Genomic DNA, 23989 nt, shown 5'->3' with positions numbered 1-23989 from the left:
CCCAGAACGGCGCCCTAGTCCGCACGGCCCACGCCGATCGCATCCAGCCGCGCCACGTCGCGCAGCAGCGCCGCCGCGCTGTCGAGCAGCGGCAGCGCGACCAGCGCCCCGCTCCCCTCGCCCAGCCGCATGTCCCATTCCAGCATCGGCGCCAGCCCCAGCGCCGCCAGCGCCGCTGCGTGCCCCGGCTCGGCCGAGCGATGCGCCGCGATCATGGCCCGCGCCGTCCCCGGCGCCAGCCGCTCCGCCACCAGCGCCGCCGCCGTCGCGACATAGCCGTCGATCAACAGGGTCACGCCGGCCCGCGCCCCTTCGGCATAAAATCCCGCCATCGCCGCGATCTCATAGCCGCAGATACCCGCGATCGCCTCGCGGACATCAGCCTCGCCACGCGCTCGTGCCACCGCACCGGCGGTCACCGCCCGCTTTGCCGCCATCGCCGCATCGTCCGCACCCGCCCCGCGCCCCACCGCCGCATCGGCCTCGATCCCCGTAATGAGCGCAGTCAGGCACGCCGCCGGCGTCGTATTCCCGATCCCCATTTCGCCCGCGATCAGCACCGCCGCGCCGTCACCGACCGCGCGGCGCGCCTCCTCGACGCCGACCGCCCAGGCCGCCTCGAACGCGTCGACCGACATCGCAGGCCCCCGCGCAAGGCTCGCCGTCCCGTCACCGACCCGCGCATCGCGGAAAAAGGCCGGCGCATCGGTGGTGCGCGGCCCCGCCACGCCGACATCCACCAGCCTGAGCGTACAGTCCTGCGCGGCCGCCAGCGCATTGCTCGTCGCCCGGCCGCCCAGGATCGCCCCGACCATCACCCCCGTCACCGCCGAGGGCCAGGCCGACACGCCATCGTCCACACAGCCATGGTCGCCCGCGAACAGCACCAGTTGTCGCGGCCGGGTCGCCGGATCGATCCGCCCCTGGCTCAGCGCCAGCCGCACCGCCACCTCCTCCAGCCGCCCCATGGCGCCCCGCGGCTTGGCCAGCGCATCCAGATGCGCGCGCACCTCCGCCTCGGCGATCATGCCGCCTCCCCCGCCAGCGCCAATATCCGCTCCACCGCCACTACCGCTTCCAGTTCCCCCGCAATCGCATCCAGCGCCGCATCGATCGCCTCGCTGCGGTCCCACCCGTCCGACACCGCCCCGATCACCTCCAGCCAATGCCCCCGCGCGCCCACCCGGTCGAACAAGCCATGGACATAACAGCCCGCGATCCGCCCATCCTCAGCGGTCGCGCCATCGACGCCGCCATCCTCGAAGCGAAGCAGCGGCGGCGTCCCCGCATCCACCCGCGTCACTCCGGCATGGATCTCGTACCCGGCAAAGTCGCCCCCGCCGCCGTGCAGCGTGCCCGTCACCGCCCGCACCCGCTTGTCGCGGCCCAGTTCGGTCTCCACCGGCAGCAGGCCCAGTCCCGCGACGCTGCCCGCCGCGCCCTCGATCCCTTCCGGATCGGACACCCGCCGCCCCAGCATCTGGTATCCGCCGCAAATCCCCAGCACCCGGCCGCCACGCCGGACATGCGCGAACAGGTCCACGTCCCACCCCTGCGCGCGCAGGAACGCCAGGTCCGCGATCGTCGCCTTGCTCCCCGGCAGGATCACCAGCGCCGCGTCGGCCGGCAAAGGCTGCCCCGGCGGGATCATCGCCAGCCGCACGCCCGGCTCGTTCGCCAGCGCATCGAAATCGTCGAAATTGGCGATCCGCGACAGCATCGGCACCGCGATCACCACCCCCTGGCCCCCGCCCATCCGGTCGAGCGCCACCGCATCTTCCGCCGGCAAGCGCGCCGCCGCGTTCAGCCACGGCACCAGCCCCAGCGCCTCCCACCCGGTCCGCGCCACGATCGCCGCCATGCCGTCTGCGAACAGCGCCGGGTCGCCGCGGAACTTGTTGATCAGGAACCCGCGCACCATCGCCCCGTCCGCCTCGTCCAGCACCGCGCGCGTGCCGACCAGCGACGCGATCACCCCGCCCCGGTCGATATCGCCCACCAGCACCACCGGCACGCCCGCCGCGCGCGCAAAGCCCATATTGGCGATGTCGCCGTCGCGCAGGTTGATCTCCGCCGGGCTTCCCGCCCCCTCCACGATCACCAGATCGGCCTCGTCGCGCAACCGGCGATAGGACGCCAGCACCGGGTCCAGCAGCCCCGCCTTCGCCTCGCGCCAGCGCCCCGCCTGCACCACGCCCGCGACCCGCCCCTGCACCACCAGTTGCGACGTCCGGTCGGACTGCGGCTTCATCAGCACCGGGTTCATGTCCGTCGTCGGCGGCGTGCGCGCGGCGATCGCCTGCAACGCCTGCGCCCGCCCGATCTCGCCGCCATCCGCGGCGACCGCCGCATTGTTCGACATGTTCTGCGGCTTGAACGGCCGGACCTTCAGCCCCCGGTTGGCAAAGAGCCGGCACAGCCCGGCGACCAGCACCGACTTGCCCACGTCCGACCCCGTCCCCTGCAGCATCACCGCGCCCAAGCGATCACCCCCACCAGCATCCACATCATCAGGCACGCGCCGCGATAGACGCGCAGCGCCCGCCTCAGGTCGCCCACACCCGGCACCGCCCCGTCGCCCAGCACCGCGCGGATCGCCGGCTCGCCATCATAGCATACCGGCCCGCCCAGCCGCCGCCCCAGCACGCCGGCCATCGCGCTTTCCGGCCAACCGCCATTGGGCGAGGCATGTTTGCCCGCATCGCGCAGCATCACCCGCCATCCGCCCCGCCCGACCAGACAGATCAGCAACCCCGCGATCTGCGCCGGCAACCAGTTGATCACATCATCGGCCTTCGCACTCGCCCATCCGAACGCCGCCAGCCTTTCGGTGCGATGCCCCACCATGCTGTCCGCAGTGTTGATCGCCTTGGCCACGAACAGCCCCGGCAACCCGCCGATCAGGAACCAGAAGGCCGGCGCCACCACCCCGTCGCAGAAACTCTCCGCCAGGCTCTCGATCGCCGCCGTCGCCACCCCGCCCTCGTCCAGCGTGTCGGTATCGCGCCCGACGATCATCGCCACCGCGCCGCGCGCCGCCACCAGATCGCCCGCCGCAAGCGGCGTCGCCACCGCCGAAACATGGTCGTGAAGGCTTCGCTGCGCCAACCCCGTCGTGCCCACCAGCACGACCGCAACCCACCCGAGCATCCCGATCGCCAGCCCGGCCGCGACCGCCAATCCGATCAGCACCGCCAGCAACACCACGCCCCCGATCCGGCGGTGCCGCCGCCAACGCCGCTCGAACGCCGCGATCAGCGCCCCCACCGCCTCCACCGGATGCCGCCACCGCCACGGATAGCCCAGCACCGCCTCCAGCATCAGGATCGCCAACAGCGCCGCCGCCTGGTTCATGCCCGCGCGGTCGGCAGGATGAAGCGGTGCCCGCCCGGTGTCCGTCCGATCTCCACCGCGACACCATAGGTCCGGGCGATCAACGGCGCGGTCAGCACCGCATCCGCCGCTCCCGCCGCAACGACCCGCCCCCGGTTCAGCAGCACCACATCGTCGGCGATCCGTCCCGCCAGATGCAGGTCGTGCAGCACCACCACCACGCCGCGCCCGGCATCCGCCACGGCGCGCAGCCGCGCCAGCACGTCCAGTTGATGCGCCGGGTCCAGGCTGGCCAGCGGCTCGTCGGCCAGCAGCCAGTCCGGCTCCCCCGCCAGCACCCGCGCCAGCAGCGCGCGCCCCCGCTCCCCGCCCGACAGGCGTTCGACGCCGCGCCGGGCCAGATGCTCCACATCGGTCTCGGCCATCGCCCGCGCCACCGCCGCGCGGTCGGCATCGGTCTCGCCCCAGCGCCCCCGATGCGGCAGGCGGCCCAACGCCACCAGCGTCGCCACGTCGATGTTCCAGTGCACATCGCCGTCCTGCGGCAACAACCCGATCCGCCGCCCCCGCTCGCGCCGGTCGAGCGCCGTCACCCCGGTGCCGTCCAGCGTCACGCGGCCCGCATCCGGCCGCCGCAACCCCGCCACGCAGGACAACAGGCTGCTCTTGCCCGCCCCGTTCGGCCCCAGCAGCGCGGTCACGCGCCCCTGCGCAAACGCGAACGACACCTCGTGCAGCACCGGATTGCCGCCCAGCGCCAGCGAGACGCCCTCGATCGCCAGCACGCTCATGCCAGCCCCCGCCGCATGCGGATCAGCAGATACAGGAAGAACGGCCCGCCCAGCATCGACATCGCCACCCCCAGCCTCAGTTCGCTGACCGTCGGCGCGATCCGCACCAGACTGTCCGCCACCGTCACCAGCAGCGCCCCGCCCAGCGCGGAGGGCAGCAGGATCGCCGAGGGGCGATTACCCGCCAGCGGCCGCACCAGATGCGGCACCATCAGCCCGACAAAGCCGATCACCCCGGCCGTCGCCACGCTCGCCCCCACGGTCAGCGCGGTGCCCGCGATCACCGCCAGTTGCAGCCGCCGGGGATCGACCCCGATCGACCGTGCCGCCGCCTCGCCCAGCGTCAGCGCATCCAACGACCGCGCCGTCGTCGCCAGCACCGCCATCCCGCCTGCAATCAGCGGCAGCGCGACCTTTACGTCGTCCCAGCTCCGGTCGGTCAGCGCGCCGATCAGCCAGGTGACGATCTCGCTGGCGACGAACGGCGTCGGCGCCAGGCTGATCGCCAGCGTCGTCAGCGATCCCGCGATGCTGGTCAGGATCATGCCCGCCAGCGTGAACAGGATCAGGCTGCCCGACCGCCCGGCGATCAGCGCGAGCAGCGCCATCGTCACGCCTGCCCCGGCCAGCGCGAAGCCCGGCAGCAACCACGCCTGCGCCGCATAGCCGAAGAACAGCGACAAGACCGCCCCCAGCGCCGCGCCCGACGACACGCCGAACAGCCCCGGATCGGCCAGCGGGTTGCGCAGATAGCCTTGCATCACCGCGCCCGACAGGCCGAGCGCCGCGCCCACCGCCATCGCCAGCACGGTGCGCGGCAGGCGCAACTCGGCGATGATGATCCCGCGCGGATCGTCCGCAGTCCATGCGCCCCACGGCACCCAGACCTTGCCCGCCGCCACCGACAGCAACGCCGCCGCGATCAACGCCAGCAGCAGAAACAGGCTCAACCGCTTCATCGCCCCAAACCTTCTCGTACCGTCCGCAGCCGCGCCATCGCCGCGACGATCGTCGGGCCGCCGCAATTCATCAGCCGCGCCGGATAGGGCGCCACCGTGATCCGCTCGCCCAGCCGCCGCACCGCCGGATGCCGCGCCAGCCGGTCGCCGCCGGCCTCCGCGGTGCCCACCGACAGCAACACCCGCGGCGGTCGCGCCACCAGATATTCCAGCGGCAGCACGTCCCATTTCTTCAGGCCATAGGCCGCGCTCATGTTGCGGAACCCGCTGCGCGCCAACAGGTCGTCGGACAGGGTTCCCGCCCCCGGCACCAGTCCGCCACCCTGCCAGATCAGCGCCGGCACCTTTGCCCCCGCCACCGGCCGCGCCGCCGCCGTGATCGCGCGCGCCAGATGCGCGCCCCGGTCGGCATGGCCGATCGCGGCGGCCATCTCGCGCACCTGCGCCACGCTTTCGTCCACGCTGTCGGGCACCGGATATTGCACCAGCCGGATCTTCATCCGCTTCAACGCCGCGATCGTGGAGGGTGCGACATGGGGGCCGCTCAGCACCAGATCGGGGCGCAGCGCCACCACCTCCTCCGCGGTGCCCGAGGTCGCGTGAAAGCGCCGCGCGAGGTCCAGCGGGATGGAGGAGGCGCGCGCATCCTGCGAATAATGGCTGATCCCGGCGATCTCGGCGGGATCGGCGATGCGCATCAGGATCGCATCGATGCACGGATTGATCGACACGATGCGCAAGGTCCCCGGCACCGGCACCGGCACCGGCGCCGCCGACACCGTCATCAGGCACGCCGCCGCGCCGATCGCGCGCGCCATGCTCAATATTCGACACCCTTCTGCGCCTTGAAGCCCGCGTTGTAGGGATGCTTCACCTCGCCGAACTCGGTCACCAGATCGGTGATCTCCAGCAGTTCGGGCTTTGCATGTCGTCCGGTGATGCAAATGTGCTTGGTGAGCGGCCGGTCCTTCAGGAACGCGACGATCTCGTCCGCCGGCAACGTCCCGTCGCGCAGCACGATGTTCAGTTCGTCCAGGATAACGAAGTCGATCTCGGGGTCGAGGATCATCGCCTTGGACCGCTCCCACGCGGCGCGCGCGGCGCGGATGTCCTGCTCGCGGTCCTGCGTGTCCCAGGTGAAGCCTTCGCCCATCACCTCGAAGGTGGCGAGATCGGGATGCGCTTCGAAGAAGTTGCGCTCGCCCGTCTCCCACTTGCCCTTCACATATTGCAGGATGGCGACCTTCATGCCCCAGCCGATGCTGCGGATCGCCATGCCGAAGGCGGAGGACGACTTGCCCTTGCCGTTGCCGGTATGGACGATCAACAGGCCACGCTCCAGCGTGCGCCTGGCCTGCATCTTCTCGCGCGCCGCCTGCATCCGCTTCATCTTGGCGTTGTGGCGGGCATAGTCCTCGGGCGTATCGGTCATCGCTTGAACTCCTGTAACGCGTCGGCCAGTCGCCGCACCGCCGCCTCGTCTCCGGGCAGGCCGATGCGCAACCGGTCCGGCTGGTCGGCCAGCGGCCGCACCAGGATCGCACACTCGGCCAGATGGCGGAACAGGCGCCCGGCACCGGGTACCGCGACCAGCCGGAACAACCCCGCCCGCCCCGACACCGCGAACCCGGCTGCATCCAGCACCGCATCCAGCGCCACCGCCGCATCCCCGATCCTGCGCACCTGCTCCACCTGCCACGCCGTGTCGCCATAGGCCTGCGTCCCGATCGTCACCGCCGGCCCGCTCACCGGCCAATCCCCCAGCAACGCCCGCAAGGTGTCCGCCAGCGCCGGCGCCGCGATGACGAAACCGAGCCTCACCCCCGGCAACCCATAGAATTTGCCGAACGACCGCAGCACCACCAGCCTCGCGTCATCCATCGCCGCCAGCCCCGGCGCCGGGTCGGCATAGGCCTCGTCCACCACCAGCATGCCGCGCGCCAGCAGGTCGCGGGCGCTCACCGGGTCCAGCCGCCGGCCGTCGGGGTTGGCGGGGCTCGCAAGAATGGTCAGGTCGTGGCCGCCCTGCCCCAGCGCCTCCCAAGCGATCGGCACCGCCGCCGGCCACGCCGCCCGGTGCCCGCCATAGCCCGGCACCACCACCGCCGGACGCTCCCCCGGCATCAGCAGCGCCAGCAGCCGCATCGCCAGGTCCGTCCCCGGCACCGCCACCACCGCGCGCGCGCCGGGCACCCCGAACGCGCGCGCCGCCGCCGCCTCCAACGCCGCCACCGCCCCGCTCTCCGGCAGGCGCGCCAGCCCGGTCTCCCCCACCGGATAGGCCCGCGGCGCGATCCCCGTCGACAGGTCGATCCAGTCCTCGCCCCCGAACACGGCCCGAGCCTCCGCCACCCGGCCGCCATGCACGTAGAACGGTGCCAGATCCCCCGCGCCGATCATCGCCTCAATACGCCACCCGCACGCCCACAAACCCCGCCCGCCCCTGCTGACCGTAATCGAGCACCGTTTGGTAGCGTTCGTCGAACAGGTTCTCGATCCGGCCATAGACGGCCAGATTGCCCGTCACCGGCATCGATGCGCGCAGGTCGACCAGCGTGTACCCATCGAGCCGGCGAACATTGGCCGCATCGTTGAAGCTGTCGCCGATGCTCGTCACCGTCGCCCCCGTCTCCAATCCGAACGCCCAGCGGTAATCGGCATTCACCGTCACGCTGTGATCCGGCCGCTGCGCCAGCCGCCGCCCGAAACCGGCGGTGCCGGTCGAGCGATCCTCGGCATCCAGATAGGTGTAGGCCGCACTCAGCCGCAACGCCTCGACCGGCACCAGCGCCAGGGTGAACTCCAGCCCCTGTGACCGCGCCCGCGCGACATTGTCATAGGTACCGAACGGCCGCCCCGCACAGATGCCGGAAAGCGGCGCCGCGCACGATACGAAGGTGATCAGGTCGCGCGAGGTGCGGTGGAACCATGTCGCGCTCGCCTCGATCGCACCGTCCAGCGCGCGCTGCGTGATGCCCGCGTCCCAGCCCTTCGACCGTTCGGGATCGAGCAGCGCGTTGCCATATTCGCTCTGCAACTGGTACAGCGTCGGCGCCTTGAACCCTTCCGAATAGCTGCCCCGGAACAGCGTATTGCCGCCATTGGGCGACCAGACGCCGCTGGCCGATACCGTGGTCGTGCCGCCGAACACGTTATGGTCGTCATGGCGCACGCCGCCCGTCACGGTCAGCCCTGCGACGGGCGTCACCGCCAACTGGCCATAGACGCTGAACAGCCGCGCCCGTCCGCGCGTTTCCGGCCCGCCAAAGCTCGTGGTGGTGAACCGCGTCACCTCCCGCTCCGCGCCGAACGTGCCCTGCACCGCGTCGCTCAGGTCGAGCAGCCCCTGATATTCGATGCGCTCGTTGCGGCCATTGCCGCGAAACGTCTCGGTCGGCACCCCGTCCGGATCGATGTTGCGCCGCCGCGTCTGCGTATAGGCATAGCCCAGCCGGTTGCGCAGCCGCCCGTCGAACAGCGCCAGGTTTGCGCCGCCATAGCCGACGAACTGCTTCGACGTGCCATATTCGCGCGTATCGCCAAAGGTGAAGGCGGGTGCCGGAAAGCCGTCAATCTCCGTCCGGCCATCCGAATAGAAGCCGCGCAGGTCCAGCGACAGGTTGGTGGCAACGTCCACCGTCACGCTGCCATTGGCGCCGTAGTTGCGATATCCGTCGCGCTCGGTCCCGCCGGCAAAGGCGGACAGGCCGTCGCTGGTGAAATACCCGCCGCCAAGGCTCGCCGCGACCGGCCCCGCCTTGCCCGACACATTGGCGAACACCTGCCCCGTATCACGCCAGCCCCCTTCCGCGCGCGCGTTGACCGACAGCGCCTCGGTCGGCTGCCGCGTGATCAGGTTCACCACACCGCCGATCGCCTGGCTGCCCCACAGCACCGACTGCGCACCCCGCAGCACCTCGATCCGCGCGATATTCCCCACCAGAAGTCCGCCGAAGTTGAACCCGCCGCCGGGCGCCGACGGATCGTTCAGCTTGATGCCGTCGATCAGTGCCACCGTCTGGTCGGTTTCCGCACCGCGGATGCTGACCCCGGTCTGCGTGCCGATCCCGCCGTTGCGCGCGATGGTCACGCCGGGCGTCTGGCGCAGCAGGTCGGCCACCGCCACCGACTGGCGCCGCGTGATCTCTGCGGTGTCCAGCACGCTTATCGCCTGGCCTACCCGGTCGATCGGCTGCGCGGCGCGGTTGGCCGTCACCACGATGCGGTCGTCGGCGCCCTGCACCTGTTCCAGTCCGGCATTGGACTGCGCGCTCTGGCCCCAGGCCGGCAGCGCGGCGAGCAGCACCGGTGCCGCCAATAGATATCGAATCGTCACAGCTCTTGTTTCCCCCTTCGCGTTCGCAACCGGGGGCACGCGCACGGGCGGCGCCGAACAAGCCCCGCTGCACCCACGCCCCCAAAGACGTCGTCACGCGAGGATCATTCCTCGATCGCCCGGCACACCCCGTCCGCGCGAAGGACAGACCGCGACAGGCAGGTCTCCTGGCTCCCGGGTCAGCGCCGCGCCCGGCCTTCCCGGATCAACTCCAGTGGCATGGGGATGGGCGAGGCTCGCCGGTCACAGTTGCGGGGGCAGCTTCGGATCACGACGGCCCGGTCCGGGCGTCGCTTCCGAATTCCCTTTTCATCCCGTCTCCGGGAACCTGTCACGCTTGCGCCCTTAGGCGGGGGCGGGCACGGGGGCAAGATGGCGACGACGTTGTTCCTCGGGGGTGCCCGCTCGGGCAAGAGCCGGCTGGCCCAGACCGCGGCGGAGCGCTTCGCCGCGCCGCTGATCTACTGCGCGACGGGCCAGGCGTTCGACGACGAGATGGCGGAGCGCATCGCCCGGCACCGTGCCGATCGCGACGGGCGCTGGACGACGATCGACTGCCCGGTCGCGCTGCCCGCGGCGATCCGCGAGGCCGTGGGCGGTGCGATCCTGGTCGATTGCCTGACCCTGTGGCTGACCAATGTCATGCTCGGCGGTCACGACGTCGCTGCCGCCCGCGCCGACCTGCTCGCCGCGATCGGCGTGGCGCGCGCGCCGCTGTTCCTCGTCTCCAACGAGGTGGGGCTCGGCCTCGTCCCCGAAACCCCGCTCGGCCGCGCCTTTCGCGACGAGGCGGGCCGGCTCAACCAGGCGGTGGCCGCGGTGGTGGAGCGCACCTATTTCGTCGTCGCCGGTCTGGCGCTGCGCCTGCAGCCGTCCGATATTTGACGTGCGCGACCCCGCCCGCAAAAGAAGATCATGCCCACCGACAAACGCACCACCGGACGACCCACCCGCGAACAGGCGCAGCAGATCAACGACCTGGTCCTCACCGGCGCGCGCGAGGCCTTTTGCTGCCGGGGCATCGACGGCACCTCGATGGAGGAGATCGCCGCTGCCGTCGGCGTCAGCAAGCACACCATCTATCGCCGCTATCCCGGCAAGATGGCGCTGCTCGACGCGGTGGTGACGCGCGACCTTGAGCGACTGGCCGAGGCGTTCGTCGAGGGCGACGGCGCGGAAAACCCCCTCGCCGCGCTGAAGCGCGCCTCACGCCATTTCTTCGGCTTCTGCCTGTCGCCCGACAATGTCCGCTTCATGGCCTTTCTCACCTCGGAGGCCGCCTATTCGGAGGAGCTGCGCACCCGCTTCGCCGCGTGGAACCGGATCATGTCCGCGCCCATGCTCGACCGCATCCGCCACGCGCAAGCCGCCGGCCTGCTCCGCCAGGCCGATCCGACCTGCCTCTACCATCTGCTCGGCGACCTGCTCGACGGGCCGACCCGGCGCCTGCAATTCGGCCTGCCCGATCCCTTTTGCGGCCTTTCGCCGGATGCATTTTTCGAGGAACGCTGGCGCGTCTTCCTGCGCGACGCCGCGATCTGAAGGAACGCCGGCCCACGCCGCCGCGTTCGCGCCCGCATGGCCGACGACTTCCTGATCTTCCGTCCCGACGATGTCGACCTCGCACGCTCGCCGCTGCGTCGCGGGATCGCCGAGCCGACCTATGTGCTGGGCGCATTCAATCCCGGCATGGCGCGATTGCCGAACGGCAACCTGCTGCTAATGGTCCGCATCGCAGAGGCATTGGCGCAGCCGGTGGTGGACGGCCATGTCCGCGCCATCCGCTGGACGACCGGCGGCTATGTGCTCGACCGCTACCCCCTTGCCGGCGTCGACATGACCGACCCGCGCCAGTTCGCGCTGAAGGGCCATGCCCACCGCATGCTGGCGCTCACCTCGCTGTCCTGGCTGCTGCCGGTCGAACTCACCCCCGATGGCGAGCGCATCGTCGCGGTCCATTACGACAAGGCGATCGAGCCCGCCGCCCCCTATCAGGATTACGGGGTCGAGGATGCCCGGATCAGCCGCATCGCCGACCGCTGGTACATGACCACCTGTTCGGTCTCTGCCGAGCGTCACTGCACCACCCTCCACATCTCCGACAACGGCATAGACTACCGGCTGGAGGGGATCGTCCTCGATCATCAGAACAAGGACATGATCCTGTTCGAAGGGCTGGTCGGCGACCGCTTCATGGCGCTGACCAGGCCATTGGGAGAGGTGTATTTCGCCTATCCCGAGGACAGCCCCTATGTCGGCGGCCCCGCGATCAACTTCGCCGCCTCGCCCGACGCGCTCCACTGGAAGCCGCTGGAGGCACCCGGCATCCGCGCGCGCAAGGGCTCCACCTCGGCGATGAAGATCGGCGGCGGCACGCAGCCGGTGCTGACCGACGACGGCTGGCTGACCATCTATCACGGCGTCGAGCGGCGCGAGACGGTGGGCATCTATCGCAGTTTCTGGGCGCTGCTCGACCGCGACCACCCCACCCGCATCCTGCGGCTGGAGGACGATGCACCCTTGATCGAGGCCGCCCCCGCCCTCACTGCCGACATCGCACACCAGATGTACCTGCCGACCCCCGTCGTCTTTTCCACCGGGCTGGCCGATGGCGGCGACCATTATCTGGTCGCCAGCGGCGAGGCCGATCTCGCCTGCCGGATGACCCGCCTGCGCAAGGATCGCTTCCGATGAGCATATCGGCCCCGGAAGCACCCCCGGAAGCACCCCCGGAAGCACCATGGTGGCGATCCGCCGTCCTGTACCAGATCTATCCCCGCTCGTTTCAGGACAGCGACGGCGACGGCATCGGCGACCTGAACGGCATCGCCGCCCGGCTCGATTATCTGGTCGGTCTCGGCGTCGATGCGATCTGGATCTCGCCCATCTTCCCCTCGCCCATGGCCGATTTCGGCTATGATGTGGCGGATTATTGCGGGATCGATCCGCGCTTCGGCACGCTGGCCGATTTCGACGCGCTGCTCGCCGCCGCGCATGCCCGCGGGCTGAAGATACTGCTCGATTTCGTGCCGAACCACAGTTCGGACCAGCATCCCTGGTTTCGCGAAAGCCGCGCGTCGCGGAACAACCCGAAACGCGACTGGTATCTGTGGCGCGACGCCGCACCGGATGGCGGCGTGCCCAACAACTGGATCAGCGATTTCGGCGGCCCCGCCTGGGAATGGGACGAGGCGACCGGCCAATATTACTACCATGCCTTTCTGAAGGAGCAGCCAGACCTCAACTGGCGCAACCCGGATGTGCGTGCGGCGATGCTGGACGTGCTGCGCTTCTGGTTCGCTCGCGGCGTCGATGGCTTCCGCATCGACGTGCTGTGGCACATGGTCAAGCATGCCGACTTCCCCGACAATCCGTTGAACCCCGCCTGGCACGTCAGCATGGGCGAGATGCACCGTGTGCTGCAACTCCACTCCACCGACCAGCCCGAGGTGCACGCCATCGCCGGCGACATGCGCCGCATCGCCGACGATTACAGCACCCCCGGCGAGGAGCGCGTGCTGATCGGCGAGATCTACCTGCCGCTCGAACGCCTGATGCACTATTACGGGCAGGACGAAAGCGGCGTCCACCTGCCCTTCAACTTCCAGTTGATCGACGCCCGCTGGGACGCGCGCACGCTGGCGCAGATGATCGCCGATTATGAGGCAGCGCTCCCCCCCGGCGGCTGGCCCAACTGGGTGCTGGGCAACCATGATCGCCCACGCAGCGCCACCAAGCGCGGAGCCGAACAGGCCCGTGTCGCCGCCATGCTGCTGCTCACCCTGCGCGGCACGCCCACCCTTTATTATGGCGACGAACTGGGGCTGGAGGATGCGACCATCCCGCCCGACCGGGTGCAGGACCCGCGCGAGTTGCGCGAACCCGGCCTCGGCCTCGGCCGCGATCCGGTTCGCACACCGATGCCATGGGATGCCGGCCCCCATGCCGGCTTCTCCACCGCCGAACCATGGCTTCCGCTCGGGGCGGACTGGCGGACGCGGAACGTCGCGGCCGAACGGGATGACCCGGCCTCGATGCTGTCGTTGCACCGGGCGTTGCTCGCCCTGCGCCGCCGCCATCCCGCGCTCGGCGTCGGCCAGTTCCGGTTGATCGAGGCGGAGGGCGATGTTCTCGCCTATGAACGCGTCTGCGGCGACGACCGCATCGTCGTCGCGCTCAACCTCGGCACGACGCCGCACCCCGTCATCCTGCCGCCGGGCGCATGGCGCCTGCTGCTGTCCACCACCCCCGACCCCTTCACCGATACCCTCGCGCCCAACCAGGGCGTCATCCTCCAGCCAGAACGGTAACGCCCTTTTCATGAAGATCGCGATGATCGCCCCGATCGCCTGGCGCACCCCGCCGCGCGCCTATGGTCCCTGGGAACTCGTCACCAGCCTGCTGACCGAGGCGCTCGTCGCACGCGGGGTGGACGTCACCCTGTTTGCCACCCAGGACAGCATCACCGCCGCCACCCTCGCCGGCCCCGTCCCCGCCGCCTATTCCGAAGATCCCTCGATCGACGCCAAGGTATGGGAGATGCGCCATCTCTCCACCGTCTTCGCGCGCGCGGCCGAATTCGACCTGATCCACAATCAGGCCGACTTCCCCGCCCACGCCTTCGCGCCCCTCGTCTCCACGCCGATGGTCACCACCATCCACGGCTTCTCGTCCGACCGCATCCTGCCGATGTACGCGCCCTATCAGGACCGCGTGCACTATGTCGCGATCTCGAACGCCGACCGCCACCCCGCGCTCCGCTACGCCGCCACCATCCACCACGGCATTCCGGTGGACGACTTCCCCTTCGACCCCGTCGGCAGCGATGACCTCCTCTTCTTCGGCCGCATGCACCCCGACAAGGGCGCCCGCGAAGCGATCGACGCCGCCCGCGCCACCGGCCGTCGCCTCCACATGGCCGGCATCGTTCAGGATCAGGGTTACTGGGACCGCGACGTCCGGCCGCATGTCGACGGCATCCGGGTCGTCTATCACGGCCCGCTAGGCGGCGAGGACCGCACCCGCGCACTCGGCAATGCCAGGGCGCTTCTCCACCTCATCAACTTCGACGAACCCTTCGGCCTGTCGGTGGTCGAGGCGATGGCCTGCGGCACCCCGGTCATCGCGATCGACCGCGGCTCGATGCCCGAACTGATCGAAGACGGCGTCAACGGCTTCCTGGTAAAGGACATGGCGGAAGCGGTAAGGGCCATCGACCGCCTCGACACGATCGACCGCGCCGCCTGCCGCCGCGCCGCCATCGACCACTTCTCGATCGACCGCATGGCCGACGCCTATATCGCGCTCTACCGGGACATCCTTGATGCCTGAACCCCTCTCCCCTTCAGGGGAGGGGTTGGGGTGGGGCGTATCCACAAGCCCCACCTATGAGGAAGCGCCCCACCCCCGTCCCCTCCCCTGAAGGGGAGGGGAGAACAGCCCACACGCTAAAAGCTCACCCCAAAACCGCCCGCTCCATCCGCCGGAGCATCGCCGTAAACTCCGCCAGTTCCTCCTCCGAAAACTCGGCAAACAACCGCGCCTCCAGTTCCAGTGCCTTGGGCGCCACCTGCGCGTAGAGTTCCTCCCCCGCGCCCGTCAGCATCAACAGATGCGACCTGCGATCCCCGTCATGTGGCACCCGCGCGACCAGCCCGCGATCGGCCAGCGCGATCGCGGCGCGGCTGACCGTCACCTTGTCCATCCGGCTCCGCTCGCAGATCGCCGACTGCGCGATCCGGCCCTCTTCCGCCACGATCGCGACCAGCCGCCATTCGGGAATGCTCAACCCGAACAATTGCTCATACGCACTGGCGATATGCCCGCTCACCAGATTGGATGCGATCGACAACCGATAGGGCAGGAAATCGTCCAGCCGCAGCACCGCCGCACCGCCGTCTTGCGATCGTAACATTTGACACCATCCTTCCCGTGCGGCACATTGGTAACCAACGATACCAGATCAGGAGTTGGATGCCATGTCCGTCGAAACGAACCCGCTGGGCCTGGACGGCTTCGCCTTCTGCGAATTCACCTCGCCCGAACCCGAAGCACTGGCCCGCCAGTTCGAGATGATGGGCTTCGTGCCTGCACATCGCCACCCGACCAAGGCGATCACCCGCTATGTGCAGGGTCGCATCAACCTGCTGCTCAATGCGGAGGAAACCGGCCAGGCTGCCGACTTCCGTGCCGAACATGGCCCGTCGGCCAGCGGCATGGGCTTTCGCGTCACCGACCCCGCCGCGGCCCACGCCCATGCGCTTCAGCACGGCGCGGTCGCGGTCGATCCCTCTGTCGGCGCGCTGGGCGCGGACAGCTTCGCGGTCGAGGGTATCGGCGGCTCCTATCTCTACCTCGTCGCCGCCGGCGGGGACATGTACGCCGACTGGATCGAAATCCCCGGCTGGCAACAGGCGGCACGGGAAAACAGCGTCGGCCTCGACCTGCTCGATCACCTGACCCACAATGTCCGCCGCGGCGAGATGCGCACCTGGTCCAGCTTCTACGGCCGCATCTTCGGCTTCGAGGAGCAGAAATACTTCGACATCAAGGGCAAGGCGACCGGCCTGTTCAGCCAGGCGATGATCGCCCCCGATCAGGCGATCCGCATCCCGCTCAACGAAAGCCAGGACGAGAACAGCCAGATCGAGGAATTCATCCGGCAATATCAGGGCGAGGGCATCCAGCACCTCGCGCTGACCACCGACGACATCTACACCACCGTCGAAAAACTGCGCGAGCGCGGCGTGCGCCTGCAGGACACGATCGAGACCTATTTCGAACTGGTCGACAAGCGTGTCCCCGGCCATGGCGAGGATCTGGAACGCCTTCGCAAGAACCGCATCCTGATCGACGGCTCGGTCGAGCGCGGCGAGGGACTGCTGCTCCAGATCTTCACCGAGAACATGGTCGGCCCGATCTTCTTCGAGATCATCCAGCGCAAGGGCAATGAAGGCTTCGGCAACGGCAATTTCCAGGCGCTGTTCGAGTCCATTGAACTCGATCAAATTCGTCGGGGCGTCATCACCGTCGACGCTTGAGAAAGAAGTGGATCACGCGAAGGCGCGAAGACGCGAAGAGATACCGTCCCGGGCAAGCGATCGCGTCAGCGGTCAAACCGATGCCTGCGGGTCGATATGGGAAGGCCGCTCACGCGGCATACGCATCATCTTCGCGCCTTCGCATCTTCGCGTGAACAATCTTCTTGCAGGAGATCGGCGATGACCGACTACACCCCCGGCTTCGGCAACCACGTCTCGACGGAGGCCGTGCCCGGCGCCCTCCCCATCGGTCGCAACTCGCCGCAGCGCCCCGCCTTCGGTCTCTATGCCGAGCAACTGTCGGGCACCGCCTTCACGGCGCCGCGTCACGAGAACCGCCGCTCCTGGCTCTACCGAATGCGCCCCACCGCGGAGCATCCGCCGTACACCCGCTACGAGGGCGCCCCCCGCTTCGCTCCGGGCACCGTCGAAGACCCGCTGCCCCCCAACCGCCTCCGCTGGGACCCCATCGCCGATCCCGCCCCCGGCACCGACTGGCTCGACAGCCTGACGACGATGCTCGCCAACCGCGACCCCGCCGATCTCGAGGGTGTCGCCATCCACCTCTACGCCGCGAACAAGGACATGCAGGACCGCGTCTTCATGGACGCGGACGGCGAACTGCTCTTTGTCCCCCAGTCCGGCCGCCTCGCGATCTTCACCGAACTCGGCCGCCTCGATCTCGCCCCCGGCCAGATCGCCCTCATCCCCCGCGGCGTCCGCTTCCGCATCACCCTCCCTGACGGAGCCGCCCGCGGTTATGTCTGCGAAAACCACGGCGCCCTGTTCCGCTTGCCCGATCTCGGGCCGATCGGTGCCAACGGCCTCGCCAATCCCCGCGATTTCGAGACGCCGCACGCCTGGTATGAGGATCGGGATACCCCCACACAGGTCGTCCAAAAATATCTCGGTCATCTGTGGACGACCCAACTCGATCACAGTCCGCTCGACGTCGTCGCGTGGCACGGCAATCTCGCGCCCTGGCGCTATGACCTGTCGCGCTTCAACACGATCGGCACGGTCAGCTTCGACCATCCCGATCCGTCGATCTTCACGCTCTTGACCTCGCCCTCCGACGTGCCCGGCCGTGCCAATGCCGATTTCGTCCTGTTTCCGCCGCGCTGGATGGTGGCGGAGGATACGTTCCGCCCGCCCTGGTTCCACCGCAACGTCATGTCCGAGGCGATGGGCCTCATCACCGGCGCCTATGATGCCAAGGCGGAAGGGTTTCAGCCCGGTGGCCTTTCGCTCCACAACCTCATGGCCGGCCACGGGCCGGACCTCGCCAGTTGGCAGGGCGCCTCGCATGCCGCATTGAAACCGCACAAGATCGACGGCACGATGGCGTTCATGCTGGAAAGCTGCTGGCCCTATCGCCCCACCCGCTTCGCGCAGGATCATGCGCAGCTCGATTATGATGCGGTGTGGAAGGACTTCCCCAAGGCCCTGCTCCCGTGACCCTGCGGCTGCACGGCTATTGGCGCTCCAGCGCCGCCTACCGTGTCCGCCTCGCGCTCGGGCTGAAGGGGCTGGCCTATGAACAGGTTCCGCACGACCTGCGCACCGGCGCGCAGTCTACGCCCGACTACCGCGCGCTGAACCCGCAGGCGCTGCTGCCGACGCTGGAGGCGGACGGCCTGGTCCTGACGCAAAGCCCCGCCATCCTGGAATGGCTGGACGAGCGCTTTCCCGATCCTCCGCTGCTGCCCGCCGACCCCGATGCGCGCGCCGTCGTTCGCGCCATGGCGGCGATCGTCGCCTGCGACATCCATCCGGTGAACAATCTGCGCATCCTCTCCGCGCTTCGTCGCGACTTCGACGCGCAGGATGTCGCGGTCTCGCGCTGGATACGCCGCTGGATCACCCAGGGCTTCGAAGCGCTGGAGGTGATGATCGCCCGTCACGGCGGCGGTTTCGCCTATGGCGACACGCCGACGATCGCCGACTGCCACCTGCTCCCCCAGGTCTATAACGCACTGCGCTTCGACCTCGACCTCGCCCCCTTCCCCCTCCTCGCCGCCGCCGCCGCAAAACTCGACGCCCGCGTGCCGCAAGCCCATCCCGACGCGCAGCCGGACGCGCCATGAACGACAGCGGCGCAAGCGAAGCGCGCCTGACCGCCACCCCCGCCGGTGTTCGCCTGGGGCCGCTCGACACGATCGCGGACGGCGCCGCCCGCAACTTCGTTCTCCAGATGCGCGCCGGCCGGTTCCACGGCTTCATCGTCCGCCGCGGCGATGCCGTGCATGGCTATGTCGATCGCTGCCCGCACATGGGCCTGCCCCTCGCACAGGCGCTCGACGCCTATCTGACGCCTGACGACACCCATATCGCCTGCTCCTGGCACGGCGCCGTCTTCGCGGTGGAGAATGGGCTTTGCCTTGGCGGCCCCTGCACGGGCCAGCGGCTGACGCCGTGGCCCGTTACCGTCACCGATGGCCAGATCGTCACCACCACCAGTGACCGGGATTGATCGCGCGGCAACGATGGTGCAGCTTGGGGCGTTGTTACCGCAACCCGATACGAAAGGACGCCGTGAGCATGCTCTCCATCCTCCTTTTCGCCGCCGCGGCCGGCCAGGCCACCGACCGCCCCCCCGAATTCGGCATCGATGCGCCCACACCGAATATGTGGCAGGGCATCCAATATTATCCGACGCTCTACACCCAGGGCGACGACCGTGCCTTTCGCCGCCGCATGCTGGCCTTTCGCGAGGAAGCGTTGCAGCAACAGGCGCTCGATGGCGGCACGCTGACCGCCGAACATCGCGCCGAATTGCAGCGCAAGCTCGATCGCATCCACTTCCGCTACGCCGAACGTCGCCGCCGGGCCGACATATTGGCGGTGGATAGCAATGGTCGCGCGGTCTATTCGGCCGCCACGCGTCCGACCTTTGTGCAACCCCCGGGGCTGCGCCTGACCCGCGTGGCGAACTGACCGCCGGTCAGCGCGCCGCCATCGGCCGTTCGTCCCGGCGCAGCGTCAGGACCTCGACGCCGTCCTTCGTGACCGCGACCGTATGCTCGAACTGTGCCGAAAGCTTGCCGTCGCCGGTCACCACCGTCCAGCCATCGTCCATGGTCGACACCTTGCGCGTGCCCTGGTTGATCATCGGCTCGACGGTGAAGGTCATCCCCTCGCGCAGCGGCGCGCCCGTACCCGGCCGCCCGAAGTTCAGCACATCGGGCGCCTCGTGCATCTCGCGACCGATGCCATGGCCGCAAAAGTCGCGCACCACTGAATAGCCGTTCTTCTTGGCATGCCGCTCGATCGCAAAGCCGATATCGCCGACATGCGCGCCCGGTCGCACCTGCGCGATGCCCTTCCACATCGCCTCCTGCGCGACCCGCACCAGCCGTTTCGCGCCCGGTGACACCTCGCCGACCATATAGGTCTTGCTGGAGTCGGCGATGAACCCGTTCTTCTCCAGCGTAATATCCAGGTTGATGATGTCGCCGTCCCGGATAATCGTCGCCGCATCCGGCACGCCGTGGCACACCACCGCGTTGATCGAACAGTTCAGCACATAGGCAAAGCCATATTGCCCCTTGCTCGCCGGCCGCGCCGCCAGATCATGGGTGATGAAGCGGTCCACCATGTCGTTCACCGCCAGCGTCGACATGCCCGCCAAATCCTGTTCGTCCAGCATCTCGAATACCGATGCCAGCAACCGGCCGGACGTGCGCATCAACGCCAGTTCGTCGGGAGTCTTCACCATGTCAGGCCGCCACCGCCCGCACGCCGCCAACCTGTGCGGCCTCGACCTGCATCCTCATGATATCGTTGAACGAAAGCGTGGGATTGCACTCGGCAATCATGCCCACCTTCATCCAGAACTCCGCCTGCGCATTGATCGACCTGCACATCACAGCGCTCGCCCGACGCGCCTCTTCATGCAGGTCGTCGTCGATCTTCACGATACCCATGCCAAATTGCTCCTCGATATGGAACATATACGTTTCATATATTCGAGGTCAATCCGCCATGCCCCCTGCCGTCCCTCCCCATCGCAGAGGTCAGGTGGTCCCGTGAGGACCAAGCCCGATCCGACACCATCAGGTTCGGAGCTGATCGCGCCGATCCGCGGGATGAAACGCGATCCCGTGTACGGAGCATGTCAGGCGCAAAGATGGATCACCTACCGGCGGCACGCCAGGCATAGCTGTCACCTGCGAATGGCTGCGCGACCTTGCGCGTCAGGCGCGCACCATCAGGTCGACGCGTTCGCCATTTCACCGGACCGTACCCGCGATGACCGGACGGCTGTGACTTAGGCTGTCAACTCGGCCTGCGCCACCGCCTGCAGGCGCTCCATCAGTTGCGGCTCCAGCCCCAGGTCACGCCCGGCACGCTCGTTGCGGCCCAGCGTGCGAACGTCGACCCCGGTCACCCGTCCGAAGATCGTCAGCGCTTCCAGATAATAGCCCGCCGCGCTCGCATGATACTGGTCCCAGGTCCACAGGTCGACCTGCCCGAAGGCGATGCCGTCATAGGGATTGGGATCGGCGATCCGGTCGCGCATCGCCCGCGTCCATGCCTGTCCCACTGGAATCGCGCCGGCAATATCGGAACTGGCGCGCACCGCCAGGGCGTTGCCCGCCGCCAGTGTCTCGGCCATCGCGGCATAGCCCTGCCCCCGCCACGGACTGGGGTGGCGATAGGTCAGGTCGGCGCGGCTCCACGTCGTCACCAGCTCGACGCGCACCTTGGAGTTGGCGCGCTTCACCATGGCGGCCAGTTGCGCGGCCGCCCCGGCATGACGCATCGGGTCGCCGGGCTTTTCCGGGTCCAGCGTGCTATACCCTTGCAGGATCACCACGTCCCAGCGACGGTCGATCTGCCGCTGCTTATGTTCGAAATGATAAGCCAGATCCTTGCCCGGCACTGTCTCCAGGTTGACCTTCCAGTCGAGCTTCGCCTGCTCGGCAAAGGTCTTGAACAGCGCCGGCACGCCGCCGATCCCCTCCCGGTTCAGGTCGGTCACCGCATCGGGGCGGTAGCGCATCACCGGCGAATTCGCGCCAAAGGTAAAGCTGTTGCCGACGAACAGGATCGTCTCCGCCGCCGCCGGCGTGGCAATCAGCGCACCCAGCGCGGCAACGATGATCCCGATCCTCATGGCTTCCCCCAAACCCTGTGCGTGCACGCAACGCCCCTAGCCGCCTGGCGATCCTTGCGCCAACAGGCGATATACCCTATACCCCTATATGCTATGGCCCATGTCACGACCAACAAGGACAAGATCGTCGCGCGCGTTCGCCGCATCGCCGGGCAGGTCGCCGCGGTCGAACGCTCGGTGCTTGCCGACGCGGAATGTGCGGACACGCTGCATCTCGTCGCCGCCGTGCGCGGCGCGGTCGCCGGGCTGATGGACGAACTGGTCGAGGATCATCTCCACGCCCATGTCGCGGCCGCCGGCGTCACCGATGCGGAGCGTGCCGCTGCCGCCGCCGAACTCGCCAAGCTGCTCCGTCGCCACTTCCGCTAAAGGTTTCGCGACCATGGTCTCGCACGATCACGATTATCTGGGCCACCATCATGACGAGCATGCGCGCCGGACGCGCTGGGTCGTCTGGTTGAGCGCCGGCATGATGGTGGCCGAAATCGTCGCGGGCTGGCTGACCGGGTCGATGGCCCTGCTCGCCGACGGCTTCCACATGGCGACGCATGTCGGTGCGCTGGGGATGGCGGCGCTCGCCTATTCCTATGCACGCCGCAACGTCGGCAATCCGCGTTACGGCTGGGGCACCGGCAAGGTGGGCGAACTTGCCGCCTTCGCATCGGCACTGGTGCTGGGGATCGTATCGCTCGGCATCGCGGTCGAATCGATCATGCGGCTGGGTGAACATCACCCTGTTGCGTTCGGCGACGCCACGCTGGTCGCGGTTCTCGGCCTGCTGGTCAATCTCGCAAGCGCGGCGCTGCTCGGCGGCGGGCACCATCATCACGGCTCCCGGCATGATCATGATCACGGCCATGACCATGACCATGACCATGGCGACGATGCCAATATGCGTGCCGCCTATCTTCATGTGCTGGCGGACGCGCTGACCTCGGTCATGGCGATCGCCGCGCTGCTGGCGGGACGCTATCTGGGCTGGTGGTGGCTCGATCCGCTCACCGGACTTATCGGCGCGGTGGTCATCGCACGCTGGTCCTGGACGCTGATGCGCGATGCGTCCGCGGTGCTGCTTGACGCCACCGACCCGGCGCTCGCCGCCCGCGTCCGCGCGTGCGTGGAAGGCGCCGGCGATGTCCAGATCCTCGACATGCACGTCTGGCGGATCGGCCCCGGCGCCCATGCCGCCATCGTGGAGGTGCGCGGCACCGTCACATCGGCCACCTTGCGCCAGCGCCTGTCGCCGATCCCCGCCCTTGCCCACGTCACCATAGAGGTGCGCTGAACCCTTTTTCCGTCCCGCTACGGTACGGAACCGGACCCTGACAAGCCGGGGCGGAGTGGGTTAGGATGCGTTCATGGCCGATGCCTGGCGCCCCCTTGCCGCGCGGATCACCGCGATCGCGATCCTGTCCGTCACCGCGGGCAGCGCCGCCATGTTCGCAATGGCGGCGGATGGTTCGGGCGTGGCGCCGCCCCCGGCCCGGAAGGCGGCCGCAAAGCTATCTCCGACTCCAACTCCCGCGCCCATTCCAACGGCGACCCCAACCCCGACCCCAACCCCGCTGGTCGTCCGCCGCATCCTTCACCTCGAAAAGCCCCTGCGCCACGGTGATTTCGTCTGGGACGATGCGGGCGTACCGGCGGGTCCACTGGTCATCACCATCGATCTGGCGGCGCAGACCATTTCGGCGTTTCGCGATGGCTACGAAATTGGCGCGGCCGCCATCCTGTATGGCGCGGATAACAAGCCGACCCCGCTCGGCGTCTTCCCGATCCTGGAAAAGGACGCCGATCACGTCTCCAACCTGTATGACGCGCCGATGCCCTATATGCTGCGTCTCACCCGCGACGGTGTAGCAATCCACGCCAGCGACGTGCGGTTCGGCTATGCGACCCATGGCTGCATCGGCGTGCCGCCCGGCTTCGCGCGACGCCTGTTCGCGGCGGCCAGGCTGGGTGACACGGTCATCGTCACCAATGGCAAGATGATGCAGATGGGCGATACGATCACCAGCTAGGGGCGGTCGCAGGGCGGGGCGGCGGTTTTCGGGGCGGGCGGCGGCACGGTCGCCTGGGGGCCCAGCGCTTCCCATTCCTGCACCCCGACGCCCGCCCCTTTCGATGCCACGAATTGCGCCCGCAGGCACCGGGTGGTCACGCGCGGGAAATCCACCGTCTGCCACCTATCGGCGGACGTGCCATAGGGGCCGGCCCCCCGGACCGGCTTCCAGCCGCCATCCCAATATTCCAGCCGCCACGATGCGGGCGGCGCCACCCCTTCGCCGGCCCCTGCCGGCTGGTCCGCGAAGAAGCGGATGCGGCTGCCGTTCAGCGTGACCGGCGCCGGCCAGCGATATTCGATCCACGGCGTTGCGGGATTGTCCTTGCCCCGCCAGCTCGACCACATG

26 protein-coding genes, 1 pseudogene and 1 riboswitch are annotated in these 23989 nt (G+C 68.8%); of the genes and pseudogenes, 13 read left to right on the top strand and 14 right to left on the bottom strand.

Translation table 11 applies throughout. From position 1 onward, the window contains the following. Positions 1–14: 14 nt before the first annotated feature. From cobT to OXR08_RS09600, 9 genes are read right to left on the bottom strand one after another with little or no spacing between them, the layout of a single operon-like run. Positions 15–1028, bottom strand: a complete 1014-nt coding sequence (cobT, locus tag OXR08_RS09640) for a nicotinate-nucleotide--dimethylbenzimidazole phosphoribosyltransferase (RefSeq protein ID WP_267349473.1) — start codon at positions 1026–1028, stop codon at positions 15–17. Then, positions 1025–2482: a cobyric acid synthase gene (locus tag OXR08_RS09635; protein ID WP_267349499.1), complete on the bottom strand. Its 1458-nt coding sequence runs from the start codon at positions 2480–2482 to the stop codon at positions 1025–1027. The genes cobT and OXR08_RS09635 overlap by 4 nt, the downstream gene beginning before the upstream one ends. Next, positions 2470–3354: an adenosylcobinamide-phosphate synthase CbiB gene (gene cbiB / locus OXR08_RS09630; protein ID WP_267349472.1), complete on the bottom strand. Its 885-nt coding sequence runs from the start codon at positions 3352–3354 to the stop codon at positions 2470–2472. The genes OXR08_RS09635 and cbiB overlap by 13 nt, the downstream gene beginning before the upstream one ends. Then, positions 3351–4124 (bottom strand): ABC transporter ATP-binding protein, encoded by a 774-nt coding sequence (locus OXR08_RS09625; protein ID WP_267349471.1) that lies wholly within the window; start codon positions 4122–4124, stop codon positions 3351–3353. Before OXR08_RS09625 ends, cbiB begins: the two co-directional genes overlap by 4 nt. After that, on the bottom strand, positions 4121–5083 hold the full coding sequence (locus OXR08_RS09620) for an iron ABC transporter permease (RefSeq protein WP_267349470.1): 963 nt from the start codon (positions 5081–5083) through the stop codon (positions 4121–4123). Before OXR08_RS09620 ends, OXR08_RS09625 begins: the two co-directional genes overlap by 4 nt. Beyond that, positions 5080–5901, bottom strand: a complete 822-nt coding sequence (locus OXR08_RS09615; RefSeq protein WP_267349498.1) for an ABC transporter substrate-binding protein — start codon at positions 5899–5901, stop codon at positions 5080–5082. Before OXR08_RS09615 ends, OXR08_RS09620 begins: the two co-directional genes overlap by 4 nt. A 2-nt stretch (positions 5902–5903) precedes the next feature. Beyond that, positions 5904–6515 (bottom strand): cob(I)yrinic acid a,c-diamide adenosyltransferase, encoded by a 612-nt coding sequence (gene cobO / locus OXR08_RS09610; RefSeq protein ID WP_267349469.1) that lies wholly within the window; start codon positions 6513–6515, stop codon positions 5904–5906. Beyond that, on the bottom strand, positions 6512–7483 hold the full coding sequence (locus tag OXR08_RS09605) for an aminotransferase class I/II-fold pyridoxal phosphate-dependent enzyme (RefSeq protein ID WP_267349468.1): 972 nt from the start codon (positions 7481–7483) through the stop codon (positions 6512–6514). The genes cobO and OXR08_RS09605 overlap by 4 nt, the downstream gene beginning before the upstream one ends. A gap of 4 nt (positions 7484–7487) precedes the next feature. Then, positions 7488–9419 (bottom strand): TonB-dependent receptor, encoded by a 1932-nt coding sequence (locus tag OXR08_RS09600; RefSeq protein ID WP_267349467.1) that lies wholly within the window; start codon positions 9417–9419, stop codon positions 7488–7490. Between the two features lie 139 nt (positions 9420–9558). After that, a riboswitch (cobalamin riboswitch) is annotated at positions 9559–9766 on the bottom strand. A 25-nt stretch (positions 9767–9791) separates the two neighbouring features. On the opposite strand from OXR08_RS09600, the gene cobU reads away from it, so the two are divergent. The 5 genes from cobU to OXR08_RS09575 are packed head-to-tail and all read left to right on the top strand — an operon-like array spanning position 9792 to position 14750. Then, positions 9792–10304: a bifunctional adenosylcobinamide kinase/adenosylcobinamide-phosphate guanylyltransferase gene (gene cobU / locus OXR08_RS09595; RefSeq protein ID WP_267349466.1), complete on the top strand. Its 513-nt coding sequence runs from the start codon at positions 9792–9794 to the stop codon at positions 10302–10304. Between the two features lie 30 nt (positions 10305–10334). Further along, a complete protein-coding gene (locus OXR08_RS09590; protein WP_112382597.1) occupies positions 10335–10961 on the top strand; it encodes a TetR/AcrR family transcriptional regulator in 627 nt (208 codons plus the stop codon). Positions 10962–10997: 36 nt separating this feature from the next. Then, on the top strand, positions 10998–12113 hold the full coding sequence (locus OXR08_RS09585; RefSeq protein WP_267349465.1) for a glycosidase: 1116 nt from the start codon (positions 10998–11000) through the stop codon (positions 12111–12113). Beyond that, positions 12110–13729 carry an alpha-amylase family glycosyl hydrolase gene (locus tag OXR08_RS09580; protein ID WP_267349464.1) on the top strand — a complete coding sequence of 540 codons (1620 nt, stop codon included), beginning with the start codon at positions 12110–12112 and terminating at the stop codon, positions 13727–13729. Before OXR08_RS09585 ends, OXR08_RS09580 begins: the two co-directional genes overlap by 4 nt. A 10-nt stretch (positions 13730–13739) precedes the next feature. Continuing rightward, complete coding sequence (locus tag OXR08_RS09575; RefSeq protein WP_267349463.1) at positions 13740–14750, top strand: glycosyltransferase family 4 protein; 1011 nt, start codon at positions 13740–13742, stop codon at positions 14748–14750. A 124-nt stretch (positions 14751–14874) separates the two neighbouring features. Here the strand turns inward: OXR08_RS09575 and OXR08_RS09570 are convergent, their stop codons facing one another. Then, complete coding sequence (locus tag OXR08_RS09570; protein ID WP_267349462.1) at positions 14875–15333, bottom strand: MarR family transcriptional regulator; 459 nt, start codon at positions 15331–15333, stop codon at positions 14875–14877. Positions 15334–15397: 64 nt separating this feature from the next. Here OXR08_RS09570 and hppD point away from each other — a divergent pair, with 64 nt between their 5' ends. The 5 genes from hppD (at position 15398) to OXR08_RS09545 (ending at position 19396) form a co-directional block, all read left to right on the top strand. After that, on the top strand, positions 15398–16459 hold the full coding sequence (hppD, locus tag OXR08_RS09565) for a 4-hydroxyphenylpyruvate dioxygenase (RefSeq protein WP_267349461.1): 1062 nt from the start codon (positions 15398–15400) through the stop codon (positions 16457–16459). Positions 16460–16639: 180 nt separating this feature from the next. Next, the gene (gene hmgA, locus OXR08_RS09560) at positions 16640–17917 is read left to right on the top strand and encodes a homogentisate 1,2-dioxygenase (protein ID WP_267349460.1); all 1278 of its coding nucleotides are present in this window, start codon (positions 16640–16642) and stop codon (positions 17915–17917) included. Next, entirely contained in the window at positions 17914–18546 is a 633-nt protein-coding gene (gene maiA, locus OXR08_RS09555; RefSeq protein WP_267349459.1) for a maleylacetoacetate isomerase, read from the top strand. The genes hmgA and maiA overlap by 4 nt, the downstream gene beginning before the upstream one ends. Then, positions 18543–18932: a Rieske (2Fe-2S) protein gene (locus OXR08_RS09550; protein WP_267349458.1), complete on the top strand. Its 390-nt coding sequence runs from the start codon at positions 18543–18545 to the stop codon at positions 18930–18932. Before maiA ends, OXR08_RS09550 begins: the two co-directional genes overlap by 4 nt. 68 nt (positions 18933–19000) lie before the next feature. Next, a complete protein-coding gene (locus OXR08_RS09545) occupies positions 19001–19396 on the top strand; it encodes a hypothetical protein (RefSeq protein WP_267349497.1) in 396 nt (131 codons plus the stop codon). 7 nt (positions 19397–19403) lie between these two features. On the opposite strand, the gene map is transcribed toward OXR08_RS09545, so the two are convergent. From map to OXR08_RS09530, 3 genes are all read right to left on the bottom strand, one after another. Beyond that, positions 19404–20177 carry a type I methionyl aminopeptidase gene (gene map / locus OXR08_RS09540; RefSeq protein WP_267349457.1) on the bottom strand — a complete coding sequence of 258 codons (774 nt, stop codon included), beginning with the start codon at positions 20175–20177 and terminating at the stop codon, positions 19404–19406. A gap of 1 nt (position 20178) precedes the next feature. Beyond that, entirely contained in the window at positions 20179–20385 is a 207-nt protein-coding gene (locus tag OXR08_RS09535) for a ParD-like family protein (protein WP_267349496.1), read from the bottom strand. A gap of 344 nt (positions 20386–20729) precedes the next feature. Then, the gene (locus tag OXR08_RS09530) at positions 20730–21578 is read right to left on the bottom strand and encodes a PEP-CTERM sorting domain-containing protein (RefSeq protein WP_267349456.1); all 849 of its coding nucleotides are present in this window, start codon (positions 21576–21578) and stop codon (positions 20730–20732) included. A 93-nt stretch (positions 21579–21671) separates the two neighbouring features. Between OXR08_RS09530 and OXR08_RS09525 the strand changes: the two genes are divergently transcribed. From OXR08_RS09525 to OXR08_RS09515, 3 genes are all read left to right on the top strand, one after another. Continuing rightward, entirely contained in the window at positions 21672–21947 is a 276-nt protein-coding gene (locus tag OXR08_RS09525; protein ID WP_112382606.1) for a metal/formaldehyde-sensitive transcriptional repressor, read from the top strand. 13 nt (positions 21948–21960) lie between these two features. Continuing rightward, entirely contained in the window at positions 21961–22863 is a 903-nt protein-coding gene (gene dmeF, locus OXR08_RS09520) for a CDF family Co(II)/Ni(II) efflux transporter DmeF (protein ID WP_267349455.1), read from the top strand. A gap of 73 nt (positions 22864–22936) precedes the next feature. Next, a complete protein-coding gene (locus OXR08_RS09515) occupies positions 22937–23599 on the top strand; it encodes a L,D-transpeptidase family protein (RefSeq protein ID WP_267349454.1) in 663 nt (220 codons plus the stop codon). Here the strand turns inward: OXR08_RS09515 and OXR08_RS09510 are convergent. Then, a pseudogene (locus tag OXR08_RS09510) lies at positions 23596–23989 on the bottom strand (glycosyl hydrolase family 43); the annotation flags it as partial. The gene OXR08_RS09515 and the pseudogene OXR08_RS09510 overlap by 4 nt on opposite strands.

This window comes from Sphingomonas sp. GM_Shp_2, from assembly GCF_026540875.1.
Lineage (GTDB): Bacteria > Pseudomonadota > Alphaproteobacteria > Sphingomonadales > Sphingomonadaceae > Sphingomonas > Sphingomonas carotinifaciens.
Note: the sequence above shows the minus strand (reverse complement) of the source record. Positions and strands in the feature narration are given on the sequence as shown.

Coding starts and splice junctions, on each gene's coding strand:
- OXR08_RS09590 (WP_112382597.1), top strand. CDS start 10,335: ATGCCCACCGACAAACGCACCACCGGACGACCCACCCGCGAACAGGCG.
- OXR08_RS09535 (WP_267349496.1), bottom strand. CDS start 20,385: ATGGGTATCGTGAAGATCGACGACGACCTGCATGAAGAGGCGCGTCGG.
- cobT (WP_267349473.1), bottom strand. CDS start 1,028: ATGATCGCCGAGGCGGAGGTGCGCGCGCATCTGGATGCGCTGGCCAAG.
- OXR08_RS09615 (WP_267349498.1), bottom strand. CDS start 5,901: ATGGCGCGCGCGATCGGCGCGGCGGCGTGCCTGATGACGGTGTCGGCG.
- OXR08_RS09515 (WP_267349454.1), top strand. CDS start 22,937: ATGGCCGATGCCTGGCGCCCCCTTGCCGCGCGGATCACCGCGATCGCG.
- hppD (WP_267349461.1), top strand. CDS start 15,398: ATGTCCGTCGAAACGAACCCGCTGGGCCTGGACGGCTTCGCCTTCTGC.
- OXR08_RS09525 (WP_112382606.1), top strand. CDS start 21,672: ATGGCCCATGTCACGACCAACAAGGACAAGATCGTCGCGCGCGTTCGC.
- OXR08_RS09605 (WP_267349468.1), bottom strand. CDS start 7,483: ATGATCGGCGCGGGGGATCTGGCACCGTTCTACGTGCATGGCGGCCGG.
- OXR08_RS09550 (WP_267349458.1), top strand. CDS start 18,543: ATGAACGACAGCGGCGCAAGCGAAGCGCGCCTGACCGCCACCCCCGCC.
- OXR08_RS09545 (WP_267349497.1), top strand. CDS start 19,001: ATGCTCTCCATCCTCCTTTTCGCCGCCGCGGCCGGCCAGGCCACCGAC.
- dmeF (WP_267349455.1), top strand. CDS start 21,961: ATGGTCTCGCACGATCACGATTATCTGGGCCACCATCATGACGAGCAT.
- hmgA (WP_267349460.1), top strand. CDS start 16,640: ATGACCGACTACACCCCCGGCTTCGGCAACCACGTCTCGACGGAGGCC.
- cbiB (WP_267349472.1), bottom strand. CDS start 3,354: ATGAACCAGGCGGCGGCGCTGTTGGCGATCCTGATGCTGGAGGCGGTG.
- cobO (WP_267349469.1), bottom strand. CDS start 6,515: ATGACCGATACGCCCGAGGACTATGCCCGCCACAACGCCAAGATGAAG.
- cobU (WP_267349466.1), top strand. CDS start 9,792: ATGGCGACGACGTTGTTCCTCGGGGGTGCCCGCTCGGGCAAGAGCCGG.
- OXR08_RS09530 (WP_267349456.1), bottom strand. CDS start 21,578: ATGAGGATCGGGATCATCGTTGCCGCGCTGGGTGCGCTGATTGCCACG.
- OXR08_RS09625 (WP_267349471.1), bottom strand. CDS start 4,124: ATGAGCGTGCTGGCGATCGAGGGCGTCTCGCTGGCGCTGGGCGGCAAT.
- OXR08_RS09585 (WP_267349465.1), top strand. CDS start 10,998: ATGGCCGACGACTTCCTGATCTTCCGTCCCGACGATGTCGACCTCGCA.
- map (WP_267349457.1), bottom strand. CDS start 20,177: ATGGTGAAGACTCCCGACGAACTGGCGTTGATGCGCACGTCCGGCCGG.
- OXR08_RS09575 (WP_267349463.1), top strand. CDS start 13,740: ATGAAGATCGCGATGATCGCCCCGATCGCCTGGCGCACCCCGCCGCGC.
- OXR08_RS09620 (WP_267349470.1), bottom strand. CDS start 5,083: ATGAAGCGGTTGAGCCTGTTTCTGCTGCTGGCGTTGATCGCGGCGGCG.
- OXR08_RS09570 (WP_267349462.1), bottom strand. CDS start 15,333: ATGTTACGATCGCAAGACGGCGGTGCGGCGGTGCTGCGGCTGGACGAT.
- OXR08_RS09580 (WP_267349464.1), top strand. CDS start 12,110: ATGAGCATATCGGCCCCGGAAGCACCCCCGGAAGCACCCCCGGAAGCA.